The sequence below is a fragment of the Pseudomonas agronomica genome, assembly GCF_025917275.1.
GTDB classification, from domain to species: domain Bacteria; phylum Pseudomonadota; class Gammaproteobacteria; order Pseudomonadales; family Pseudomonadaceae; genus Aquipseudomonas; species Aquipseudomonas agronomica.
In genome coordinates this window covers 1-10,958 of record NZ_JAOSHO010000146.1, presented here as the reverse complement: position 1 = coordinate 10,958, position 10,958 = coordinate 1, and the positions used below count along the sequence as shown (strand labels likewise).

At 58.6% G+C, this 10,958-nt stretch carries 11 protein-coding genes; 3 read left to right on the top strand and 8 right to left on the bottom strand.

All coding sequences use genetic code 11. The features are described 5' to 3' along the window. A partial coding sequence (gene psrA / locus OC610_RS12925) for a transcriptional regulator PsrA (RefSeq protein WP_264428158.1) occupies nucleotides 1-557 on the bottom strand: 557 nt, incomplete at its 3' end. A 240-nt stretch (nucleotides 558-797) separates the two neighbouring features. On the opposite strand from psrA, the gene lexA reads away from it, so the two are divergent. Both lexA and sulA read left to right on the top strand, forming a co-directional pair. Continuing rightward, complete coding sequence (gene lexA / locus OC610_RS12920) at nucleotides 798-1,406, top strand: transcriptional repressor LexA (RefSeq protein WP_030139954.1); 609 nt, start codon at nucleotides 798-800, stop codon at nucleotides 1,404-1,406. 10 nt (nucleotides 1,407-1,416) lie between these two features. Then, nucleotides 1,417-1,890, top strand: coding sequence for an SOS-induced cell division inhibitor SulA (sulA, locus tag OC610_RS12915; protein WP_030139953.1), 474 nt, complete (start codon nucleotides 1,417-1,419; stop codon nucleotides 1,888-1,890). Between the two features lie 73 nt (nucleotides 1,891-1,963). Here sulA and OC610_RS12910 read toward each other — a convergent pair whose 3' ends face one another. The 7 genes from OC610_RS12910 to OC610_RS12880 form a co-directional block, all read right to left on the bottom strand. Continuing rightward, nucleotides 1,964-2,197: a hypothetical protein gene (locus OC610_RS12910; RefSeq protein ID WP_122568400.1), complete on the bottom strand. Its 234-nt coding sequence runs from the start codon at nucleotides 2,195-2,197 to the stop codon at nucleotides 1,964-1,966. Between the two features lie 106 nt (nucleotides 2,198-2,303). Next, nucleotides 2,304-2,828, bottom strand: coding sequence for a DUF6586 family protein (locus OC610_RS12905; RefSeq protein WP_030139951.1), 525 nt, complete (start codon nucleotides 2,826-2,828; stop codon nucleotides 2,304-2,306). Between the two features lie 207 nt (nucleotides 2,829-3,035). Beyond that, a complete protein-coding gene (gene topA, locus OC610_RS12900; protein WP_181286909.1) occupies nucleotides 3,036-5,648 on the bottom strand; it encodes a type I DNA topoisomerase in 2,613 nt (870 codons plus the stop codon). A gap of 115 nt (nucleotides 5,649-5,763) precedes the next feature. After that, nucleotides 5,764-6,000 (bottom strand): DUF1653 domain-containing protein, encoded by a 237-nt coding sequence (locus OC610_RS12895; protein ID WP_025212748.1) that lies wholly within the window; start codon nucleotides 5,998-6,000, stop codon nucleotides 5,764-5,766. Nucleotides 6,001-6,108: 108 nt separating this feature from the next. Next, a complete protein-coding gene (gene fadA / locus OC610_RS12890; protein ID WP_030139949.1) occupies nucleotides 6,109-7,284 on the bottom strand; it encodes an acetyl-CoA C-acyltransferase FadA in 1,176 nt (391 codons plus the stop codon). A gap of 30 nt (nucleotides 7,285-7,314) precedes the next feature. After that, nucleotides 7,315-9,462, bottom strand: coding sequence for a fatty acid oxidation complex subunit alpha FadB (gene fadB, locus OC610_RS12885; RefSeq protein WP_264428152.1), 2,148 nt, complete (start codon nucleotides 9,460-9,462; stop codon nucleotides 7,315-7,317). A gap of 481 nt (nucleotides 9,463-9,943) precedes the next feature. Then, nucleotides 9,944-10,381, bottom strand: coding sequence for a hypothetical protein (locus OC610_RS12880; RefSeq protein ID WP_217861555.1), 438 nt, complete (start codon nucleotides 10,379-10,381; stop codon nucleotides 9,944-9,946). 102 nt (nucleotides 10,382-10,483) lie between these two features. On the opposite strand from OC610_RS12880, the gene OC610_RS12875 reads away from it, so the two are divergent. After that, on the top strand, nucleotides 10,484-10,924 hold the full coding sequence (locus OC610_RS12875) for a universal stress protein (protein ID WP_264428150.1): 441 nt from the start codon (nucleotides 10,484-10,486) through the stop codon (nucleotides 10,922-10,924). The last annotated feature ends 34 nt before the right edge of the window (nucleotides 10,925-10,958 follow it).

The following is a 10,958-nucleotide window of genomic DNA, read 5'->3' as shown; positions in this document are numbered from 1 at the left end:
CCGAAATCGGTTTCCGCGATGGCTCGCAGCGCCTTGATACCGGACATGCTGAACGCCGCCGCACCGAGCATGAAATGCACGCGCCAGAACAACTCGATCGGTGGTATGCGCGGCGCAGCCTCATTGACCAGCAGCATGTAGCGGCGGAACACCTTGCCGTACATGTCTTCCAGGTAACGTCGCAGGTGGCCCTGGCTCTGGCTGAACGCCAAGCCCAGCAGGCGCATGAAAATAGACAGGTCGTTGCCGCTGCGTGGCTGAACCACGAGCGCCTGTTCGACCAGGATTTCAAGCAGTTCTTCCAGGGTTGGCTTGACGTCAGGCTTGGCCTGACGGCGCTCCAATTCTCGATCGAGACTGATGCAAAACGGCCCGAGGAAGCGCGAGAAAACGGCCTGGATGAGGGCTTTTTTCGAGCCGAAGTGATAATTGACCGCAGCCAGGTTCACCCCGGCCTTGCTGGTAATCAGACGCAAAGAGGTTTCAGCGAAACCTTTTTCCGCGAACAACTGCTCGGCAGCATCGAGAATGCGTTCAACGGTTTCCGACTGGGCCATGGCTACTCCGCCTGACAAACACTTGTTTGAAACATACGTTTCAGCCTTCGCGTTGTCAAGTCTGCCGGGACGTTTTGCGAACGACCGGTCAGCTATTTAACCACACCTTGCGCAGGCTGTAGCTATGCCTGTCCGAGCGGCCAAGCCAACCGTCTGGCGGCCTGCTGAAAAAGGATGATTGCCAATCGCCGTTCACTGTATATAATCCCAGTCACTGTATAAAAAGACAGAGCGATCGATATGCTAAAGCTGACGCCACGCCAAGCAGAGATTCTGGCCTTCATCAAACGCTGCCTAGAAGACAACGGCTATCCGCCGACCCGTGCGGAAATCGCCCAGGAACTGGGTTTCAAGTCGCCCAACGCGGCTGAAGAGCACCTCAAGGCGTTGGCCCGCAAGGGGGCGATCGAAATGACGCCTGGAGCATCGCGCGGCATTCGCATCCCGGGCTTCGAAGCCAAGGCTGACGAAACCACACTGCCAATCATCGGTCGTGTAGCGGCCGGCGCTCCAATCCTCGCCCAGCAACACGTCGAGGAATCCTGCAACATCAATCCTTCCTTCTTCCATCCGAGAGCCGACTACCTCCTGCGCGTGCATGGCATGAGCATGAAGGACATCGGCATCTTCGATGGCGACCTGCTGGCTGTCCACACCACGCGTGAAGCCCGTAACGGCCAGGTCGTGGTGGCGCGGATCGGCGACGAAGTTACCGTCAAGCGCTTCAAGCGCGACGGCAGCAAAGTCTGGCTGATCGCCGAGAACCCGGAGTTCGCCCCCATCGAAGTGGACCTGAAAGATCAGGACCTGGTCATCGAAGGCTTGAGCGTTGGCGTCATTCGCCGCTAAAGGAGGCTTTATGCAATTTCCTCACACACCACAACACACACAACTTCCGCTGTTCGAGGCTTTCATGGCCCAACCGCTGGCTCCAGTCCTGAAAGAGGTCATCGAGTCGCCTTGGGGTGTCGAACCGGAGGCTTTCAGCGAACTGTCGTTGCGTGGTGCAGCGGGGAATTGCCTGAACCTGCTGGCACCGATCCTGAGGGAACTGAGCCAGGATCAGGATGCTCGCTGGCTCACATTGATCGCCCCACCTGCCAGCGTTACCCAGGCCTGGCTACGGGACGCGGGGCTTAATCGCGAGCGAATCCTGTTATTGCAACCTCGCGGCAGCCAGAGCGCGCAGCAATTAACCTGCGAAGCGTTACGCCTGGGTCGTAGCCATACGGTGGTTAGCTGGCTCAATCCACTGACTGCGACCGCTCGTCAGCAATTGATCAGCGCCGCTCGTACCGGGGACGCGCAAAGTCTGAATATCCGATTGGGCTAAGACAAACGCAGGGCTTCTCCAGGACAGAGAAGCCGGGTCGGTAAATCGATTTTCAAAAAGCCGACAAACGGGATCAATGAAGAACCCGTGGCCCCTCTTCCTTGCTGAATTCGCCTTCAACCAAGCGGCCCGCCATTTGCACGCCCACGCTAAGCATCGCCTTGGCGACTTCAACGTGCTGGCCTTGCAGGAACACCTTGGCATCTTCGGAAAAATTCAGGGTAACCAGAGAACCCTCGTCTTCAGCCCTGCGCAGCTCGATGCGACCATCAGGAAGTTCGACGATTTCTAGAAAGGACGTTGGCATAAAAGTCTGTTCTCCACGAAAGGCGGGAATTATATAGTCATCGGTCAGGCTTTGCTCGGGATCTTGACCAAGTGTCGTTAGCGAACATTGCAAGCCGAGTGAAAACTCAGCATTCATTCAGCCCCTCTCGAAAGCGAATTGCCAGGCTTTTCAGGTTCTGACGCCAGCTTTCCAGCTCTTCCCGGCTCAACGGCTGTTCGGACTCCTGTTCATCAAGATTGACCGCCATGATCAACGGCTGGGTCACGTCCCCCTTGGGCTGACGAGGGGCCCGTGGTGGCTGGAACAGTGCCGCATGGGCCGCCAGCAGCTTGGCCAGCCAGGTTTCCGGGTTCTGGGCCAGCTCGACCATTTCAGCCAGTTCGGGGATCGCAACGGTTTCCAGCACCTCACGCGTCAACATCAGCTCGGCGCGCGAAGCACTTGCCTGGGGCAAGCGATAGAAACCGGCAATTTCATGGCAAAGACCCAACAGCGCGCCATACAGGTGAAACAGCACTGACTCACGCCCCGCCTGGATCAGCGCAGGGGAATTCATGGTGCGCCCTTCCTCGGCCCTGGCGAGCGCTTCAAGCGACAGGCCGGCGAAATAAATTTTCTGGTTGGTGCGGGTATAGAGTTCGTGGGCCATGGCGGCATTCTCCCCAACGAAATAAAAGCGTCACGCAGGTGCGACAGTGTCGTGGATGAACCAAAGCCACTGCAAGCCAAAAACAAAAAGGCCGCATGAAAACCTACGGGTTGTCATGCGGCCTTTTGCTTACCTGGAGTTTACGAGGACGGCTACGTCGCCCGGCGGGAGCAAGCTGCCTCGCCACCGGAATCGAGCAGAGTCATATCAGCGCTTGTCTTCAACGGTCCACTTACCACCGTCGTAATACGCCTTCCAGCCAGTAGGCTTGCCGTCGACCTCGGTCTGCACATATTGCTCCTTGGTCTTGCGGCTGTAGCGAATCACTGCGGGGCGGCCGTCCGGATCCTTCTGCGGTGCGTCGCAGAGGAAATGATACTTCGGATCGATCTCGTCCTTGTGCGGCAGGATTTCAATCACCAACGGTGCCCGAGTCTCACGATTCTTCGGAAATTGGCTGGCGGCCAGGAACAGACCGGATGCACCGTCGCGCAGGATGTAGGTGTCGTTGACCTTCTCGCACTTGAGTTCGGGCATCTTCACCGGATCCATCTTCGGCGGCGCCGCGTCACCGCTCTTGAGCAGCTTGCGGGTGTTCTTGCAGGTCGGGTTGGTGCAGCCGAAGAACTTGCCGAAACGGCCGGTCTTGAGCTGCATTTCGCTGCCGCACTTGTCACATTCCAGGCTCGGGCCTTCATAGCCCTTGATGCGATAAGTGCCCTCCTCGATCTCGTAGCCGGCGCAATCCGGATTGTTACCGCAGATGTGCAGCTTGCGCTTTTCATCCAACAGGTAAGCATCCATCGCCGTGCTGCAGATCGGGCACCGGTGCTTGCCGCGCAGGACCAGGGATTCCGATTCACCCTCATCGTCCGCAGCGATTTCGTCACCCGGCACGAGGTTGACCGTCGCCTTGCAGCGCTCCTTCGGCGGCAGGCTGTAGCCCGAGCAACCGAGGAACACGCCGGTCGAAGCGGTACGGATCTGCATCGGACGACCGCAGGTCAGGCACGGAATATCGGTCATGACCGGCTGGTTGGCACGCATGCCATCGTCCGGACTTTCGGCCACTTCGAGTTTTTTCTTGAAATCGCCGTAGAACTCGTCAAGCACGTTCTTCCAGTCCCGCTCGCCCTGGGCCACATCGTCCAGGTTCTCTTCCATGCCCGCGGTGAAACCGTAGTCCATCAGGTTCGAGAAGCTTTCGGAGAGACGCTCGGTAACGATGTCCCCCATTTTTTCCGAATAGAAACGACGGTTGTGCAACGTCACGTAGCCGCGATCCTGGATGGTGGAAATGATCGCTGCGTAGGTCGAAGGACGACCGATGCCACGTTTTTCCATTTCCTTGACCAGGCTGGCCTCCGAGTATCGCGCTGGCGGCTTGGTGAAGTGCTGGGTTGGATCAAGCTTGATCAGCTTCATCACGTCGCCCTGGGCCATGTCCGGCAGGACGTCGTCATCACCTGGCTTGGTGATTTGCGGCATGACGCGAGTGTAACCGTCGAACTTCAGGATGCGGCCCTTGGCGCGCAGCTCGAAGTCACCAGCACCGACGCTGACGGTGGTCGACAGGTATTGCGCCGGCAGCATCTGGCAGGCCAGGAATTGGCGCCAGATCAGCTCGTAGAGACGCTCGGCATCGCGCTCCATGCCCGACAGCTTGCTTGGCTCGGTATTGGCGTCGGAAGGACGAATCGCTTCGTGAGCCTCCTGGGCGCCTTCCTTGCTGCTGTAGACGTTCGGCGTCTCCGGCAGGTATTTCTTGCCGAACTCGCTTTCTATATAAGTACGCGCCATTGCCACGGCATCGGCCGAGAGGTTGGTCGAGTCGGTACGCATGTACGTGATGTAACCCGCTTCGTACAGACGCTGGGCCATCATCATGGTTTTCTTCACGCCAAAGCCCAGGCGGTTGCTCGCGGCCTGCTGCAAGGTGGAAGTAATGAACGGTGCGGAAGGCTTGCTGCTGGTCGGCTTGTCTTCGCGCTTGACGATGCTGTAGCTCGAAGCCTTGAGCTTCTCCAGCGCCGCCATGGCCTGGGCTTCGTTGAGCGGCTTGAAGGCTTCGCCTTTCTCGCGGGCCACTTCGAAGCGCACGGTAGCGCCCTTGGCGGTGCCGAGATCAGCGTGGACTTCCCAATATTCCTCTGGAATGAACGCGCGGATTTCCCGCTCGCGCTCCACCACCAGCTTCACCGCAACCGACTGCACACGACCGGCCGACAGGCCGCGGGCAATCTTGGCCCACAACAGTGGCGAGACCATGTAGCCCACAACGCGGTCAAGGAAGCGACGCGCCTGTTGGGCGTTGACCCGATCAATGTCCAGCTCGCCGGGCTGGGAGAAAGCTTCCTGGATGGCCTTCTTGGTGATTTCGTTGAACACCACGCGCTTGTAGCGGCTGTCATCCCCACCGATGGCTTCGCGCAGGTGCCAGGCTATGGCTTCCCCTTCGCGGTCCAAGTCCGTCGCGAGATAGATGGTGTCGGCATCCTTGGCGAGCCGACGCAGTTCTTCGATGACCTTTTCCTTGCCTGGGAGGATTTCGTACTTGGCTTTCCAACCATGTTCCGGATCGACCCCCATGCGCGAGACCAGCTGCTTGCGCGCCTTGTCTTTCGGCGACAGCGCCGGCGCTTCACCAGCGGCCGCCTTGCCGCGCTTGGCGGCAGGCTCCTTGCTGGCGCTAGCCGAACCGCTGGTGGGCAGGTCTCGGATATGGCCGATACTCGACTTCACCACGTATTGGTTGCCCAGATACTTGTTGATGGTCTTGGCCTTAGCCGGGGATTCCACAATGACCAGCGATTTGCCCATGGATCAGAAAATTCCTGAATTCTAAAAAGTGAAAGGCGGTTGGCGCCTGACGCGGCACCGCTATATATAGTGGCTGCAAGGTGAGGTCAAGGGCGGGGTCTCCCCCAGGTCGGCCTCAAGGCTTGGAAAAAATGCTCTCCTCGGCCTGCACCAAAGCAAAGCGTGGCACCTGTTCGCCGTCAACCTCGACCGACTCCTGGAACATGCTCAAGGGACGCACCCAAAAGCCGTAATCGCCATACAGGGCTTGATAGAAGACCACTTCTTCTTCGGTCTCGGAATGCCGCGCGATGCTGAAAACACGGTACTGCGGACCTTTGTAATGTTGGTAGAGCCCAGGTTGTATCGGCATGCGTTGGCCCTCACTCCAATCTTTTCAAAATAAAAACAAAATCTTTTTCTACTACACCCGAAAAACAAAAACCGGGGCACTTGGCCCCGGCTTCCATCAACGCAACGCTTAGACGCGTTCGAAGACAGTGGCGATGCCCTGGCCGAGGCCAATGCACATGGTGGACACCCCAAACGTGCCCCCGTTCTGCTTCATGACGTTGAGCAACGTGCCGGAGATACGCGCACCGGAGCAACCGAACGGGTGACCCAGGGCGATCGCGCCGCCGTGCAGGTTAACCTTCTCGTTCATCTTGTCGAGCACTTTCAAATCTTTCAGCACGGGCAAGGCCTGTGCGGCGAAAGCTTCGTTGAGCTCGAAGAAGTCGATATCGGTAATGCTCAGCCCCGCACGCTTCAAGGCTTTCTGCGTGGCCGGTACTGGACCATAGCCCATGATCGCCGGATCCACACCCGCGACAGCCATCGAACGAATCACGGCCATCGGCTGGATGCCCAGGTCCTGGGCACGCTGGGCCGACATCACGATCATGCATGAGGCACCGTCGGTGATCTGCGACGAAGTACCCGCCGTTACGGTGCCGCCCTTTGGATTGAAGGCCGGCTTCAGGGTCGCCAGGCTTTCCAGGGTGGTTTCCGGACGAATGGTTTCGTCGTAGTCGAACAGCTTCAGGAAGCCGTTCTCGTCGTAACCCTGCATCGGGATGATTTCATCCTTGAACTTGCCTTCCACGGTCGCCTTGTGGGCGAGTTGGTGGGAGCGCACGCCAAAGGCGTCCTGCTGTTCGCGGGTAATGCCATGCATCTTGCCAAGCATTTCCGCGGTCAGGCCCATCATGCCCGAGGCTTTTGCCGCGTACAGCGACATGTGCGGGTTCGGATCGACACCGTGCATCATGCTCACGTGGCCCATGTGCTCGACACCGCCGACGACGAATACGTCGCCGTTGCCGGTCATGATCGCCTGGGCGGCAGTGTGCAGCGCGCTCATGGACGAACCGCACAGGCGGCTGACGGTCTGGCCAGCGGCGGTGTGGGGGATCTGGGTCATCAGCGAAGCCATGCGGGCGATGTTCCAGCCCTGCTCCAGGGTCTGGTTCACACAGCCCCAGATTACGTCTTCGACTTCGTTGGGGTCGACCTTGACGTTGCGTTCCAGCAGCTTGCTGATCAGGTGCGCCGACATGTCTTCGGCGCGGGTGTTGCGGTGCATGCCGCCCTTGGAGCGGCCCATCGGCGTACGACCGAAGTCGACAATCACGACGTCTCTAGGATTCAAGCTCATAAATGTTCTCTCGCTCTAGTCGTTGGGCGCTTAACCGAAGAAGCGCTGGCCGTTCTTGGCCATTGCACGCAGCTTCGCGGTCGGGTGGTACAGCGCGCCCAGATCAGCGTACTGGTCAGCCAGGGCAACGAACTCGGCCACACCGATCGAATCGATGTAGCGCAGCGCACCGCCACGGAATGGAGGGAAACCGATGCCGTAGACCAGACCCATGTCGGCCTCGGCGGCGGTTTCGACAATGCCATCTTCCAGGCAACGCACGGTTTCCAGGCACAGCGGGATCATCATCCAATTGATGATGTCCTCGTCGGTGACTTCGCGCTGCTCGTAGACGATCGGCTTGAGCACTTCCAGCACCGACGAATCGGCGACTTTCTTCTGCTTGCCGCGCTTGTCGGTCTCATACGCGTAGAAGCCCTTGCCGTTCTTCTGGCCCAGGCGCTTGGCTTCGTAGAGCACGTCGACGGCCGAACGACGATCGTCCTTCATGCGGTCCGGGAAGCCTTCGGCCATGACGTCGCGACCGTGGTGGCCGGTGTCGATGCCGACCACGTCCATCAGGTACGCCGGGCCCATCGGCCAGCCGAATTTTTCCATGATCTTGTCGATGCGCACGAAGTCCACGCCGGCGCTGACCAACTTGGCGAAACCGCCGAAGTATGGGAACAGCACGCGGTTGACCAGGAAGCCCGGGCAGTCGTTGACGACGATCGGGTTCTTGCCCATTTTCTTGGCGTAGGCCACGGTGGTGGCGATCGCCAGTTCGCTGGACTTCTCGCCACGGATAACTTCCACCAGCGGCATCATGTGCACCGGGTTGAAAAAGTGCATGCCGACGAAGTTTTCCGGACGCTTGAGGGCCTTGGCCAACAGCGAAATGGAAATGGTCGAGGTGTTCGAGGCGAGGATGGTGTCCTCTTTGACTTTGTCTTCGACTTCAGCCAGTACCGCTTGCTTGACCTTCGGATTCTCGACAACGGCTTCGACCACCAGGTCGACATGGCCGAAATCGCCGTAGGACAACGTAGGACGAATGCCGTTGAGCACTTCAGCCATCTTCGCAGCAGTCATGCGACCTTTGTCGACGCGACCGACCAGCAGCTTGGCAGCCTCCGCCAGGCCTTGCTCGATGCCGTGTTCGTTGATGTCCTTCATCAAGATCGGCGTGCCTTTGGACGCCGACTGGTAGGCGATACCGCCACCCATGATGCCGGCGCCGAGCACGGCGGCCTGCTTCACGTCGCGGGCGATTTCGTCATAGGCCTTGGCCTTTTTCTTCAGTTCCTGGTCATTGAGGAACAGGCCGATCAGGCTCTGCGCGGCGGAGGTCTTGGCCAGTTTCACGAAGCCGGCGGCTTCGACTTCCAAGGCCTTGTCGCGACCGAAGTTCGCGGCTTTCTGGATGGTCTTGATCGCTTCGACCGGCGCCGGGTAGTTCGGGCCCGCCTGACCGGCCACGAAACCCTTGGCGGTTTCGAAGGCCATCATTTGTTCAATGGCGTTGAGCTTGAGTTTTTCAAGCTTCGGCTGGCGCTTGGCCTTGTAGTCGAACTCACCGCTGATGGCGCGCTTGACAGTCTCAAGCGCCGCTTCCTGAAGCTTGCCTGGTTCAACCACGGCGTCTACGGCACCGACCTTCAGCGCGTCTTCGGCACGGTTTTCCTTGCCGGCGGCAATCCATTCGATGGCGTTGTCGGCACCAATCAGGCGCGGCAGGCGCACGGTACCGCCAAAGCCTGGGTAGATGCCCAGCTTGACTTCCGGCAGGCCGATCTTGGCGGTGGTGGACATGACGCGGTAATCCGCCGCCAGGCACATTTCCAGGCCGCCACCCAGGGCGATGCCATTGATGGCCACGACGGTCGGTACGTTGAGGTCTTCGAAGTCGCTGAAGATACGGTTCGCTTCGAGGTTGCCAGCGATCAGTTCGGCATCGGGCAGCTTGAAGTTGTCGACGAATTCGGTGATGTCGGCGCCGACGATGAACACGTCCTTGCCACTGCTGACGATCACACCCTTGATCGAAGCATCTGCCTTGATAGTGTCCACGGCCTGACGCAATTCATTCAGGGTTAGACGGTTGAACTTGTTGACGGACTCACCCTTGAGGTCGAATTTCAATTCGACGATGCCACTTTCAAGAGCCTTAACCGTGATGGCTTTACCTTCGTAAATCATCAACTGATCTCCACGATATGGAAGCTGAACAGTACACGTTGGACGCTGACCACTGGTTCGGCATTGACATTACCGTCGATGCTACGCCAATCCGCCAGGCACACCCGTCAACGCGATAGTCGGGGTCTGTAGGAGCGTTCCGATACAAACGCTCAATTCATACGCCCGTTTGATTTGGGTACGTCACCTTCACGGAATTTCCGACAATTGTCAATCGCCCTAAACAAGCGTTTGAACAGGACTCCCCGGTCATTTCCGTACCGCACGGATCCGCAACACGGCGCTGCATGAGCAACCATTCATAGAATCAATAATTAGAAAAGTCGCCCTAATTCCAACCGCAACGGATTCAACCGACTACGCTGGTGACAAAGCATTTGAGCGCTTTATGGGAAGGTCGTTTCGAATGAACGACCTGAAGACGTGTTTACCGGCCTGCCTGGCCACCCAGCCCGATGAATCTGTCGGGCTTTTTTATGCGTCAAGCCAACGCCTTGAGCACCGCTGAAATGTCCTGCAAGACACTGGCGTCGCCTTTTTCGCCCCAGTACAGCGCAATCATCTGCCGGTCAGCCTCGACCTTGTAGACATTGGCTGGCAGCGTCCTGAAATGACTGAGCAACGATTCATCCTGGCAGGTTTCCTGCCATTGATTCACCCACACACCAGGCGCCTTTTGCCAATAACTCCAACTGGCCGGCTGGTTGCCCCGCCGGGCTCGGTGGTATTGCGCACACGGGTTTGGCGGCTGCTGGCCAAGCCAGTGAGGCCAGTCCTGCGGAGTCAATTGCATGGCCAGCCCGAGGCGTCGCGCCTCCATGCGAAGGGCCATGCGCCCGTTCTGTGCACGGGACGGCCGCAACCATGCCAGGGGGCTTAATACCACCAACAGGATTGACACCACTATCCAGACCGTCATATCTGTACTCCCGAATTCTGATGAGCCCGTTGACCTGCGTCGCCGTCAATGCGCTTGAAACCAGCCATACTTACCGTATCGCCATTCTCTGGAGTGCTTTTTATGTACTACGAACACATCCTGGTCGCCGTCGACCTTACTGAAGAATGCGATCCAGTCGTCAAGCGAGCCCTCGCCCTGTGCGAAGGCCGGGAAAACAAACTGTCGCTGGTGCACATCGTCGAACCGATGGCCATGGCCTTCGGCGGTGACGTTCCGATGGATCTTTCCCAGTTGCAACAGCAACAGTTCGATCAAGCCAAGGAACGTCTTGACCGGCTGATTGTGAAATACCCTGCCTTGAAAAAGGAGAACAGCCACCTGACCTACGGCCAGCCGCGCCAGGAGATCCATCACCTGGCCAAGGAACAGGGCTGCGACCTGATCGTCGTCGGCAGCCATGGCCGCCACGGTTTGGCGCTGTTGCTCGGCTCGACCGCCAACGACGTGCTGCATGGCGCGCCTTGCGACGTGCTGGCCGTGCACCTGATCAAGCGCGCCTGACCCCTGAACCTGTGGGAGCGAGCTTGCTCGCGAT

What these genes read in the sequence shown, in the direction of transcription:
- lexA (WP_030139954.1), top strand. Translation starts at nt 798, where the DNA reads ATGCTAAAGCTGACGCCACGCCAAGCAGAGATTCTGGCCTTCATCAAA.
- sulA (WP_030139953.1), top strand. Translation starts at nt 1,417, where the DNA reads ATGCAATTTCCTCACACACCACAACACACACAACTTCCGCTGTTCGAG.
- OC610_RS12910 (WP_122568400.1), bottom strand. Translation starts at nt 2,197, where the DNA reads ATGCCAACGTCCTTTCTAGAAATCGTCGAACTTCCTGATGGTCGCATC.
- OC610_RS12905 (WP_030139951.1), bottom strand. Translation starts at nt 2,828, where the DNA reads ATGGCCCACGAACTCTATACCCGCACCAACCAGAAAATTTATTTCGCC.
- topA (WP_181286909.1), bottom strand. Translation starts at nt 5,648, where the DNA reads ATGGGCAAATCGCTGGTCATTGTGGAATCCCCGGCTAAGGCCAAGACC.
- OC610_RS12895 (WP_025212748.1), bottom strand. Translation starts at nt 6,000, where the DNA reads ATGCCGATACAACCTGGGCTCTACCAACATTACAAAGGTCCGCAGTAC.
- fadA (WP_030139949.1), bottom strand. Translation starts at nt 7,284, where the DNA reads ATGAGCTTGAATCCTAGAGACGTCGTGATTGTCGACTTCGGTCGTACG.
- fadB (WP_264428152.1), bottom strand. Translation starts at nt 9,462, where the DNA reads ATGATTTACGAAGGTAAAGCCATCACGGTTAAGGCTCTTGAAAGTGGC.
- OC610_RS12880 (WP_217861555.1), bottom strand. Translation starts at nt 10,381, where the DNA reads ATGACGGTCTGGATAGTGGTGTCAATCCTGTTGGTGGTATTAAGCCCC.
- OC610_RS12875 (WP_264428150.1), top strand. Translation starts at nt 10,484, where the DNA reads ATGTACTACGAACACATCCTGGTCGCCGTCGACCTTACTGAAGAATGC.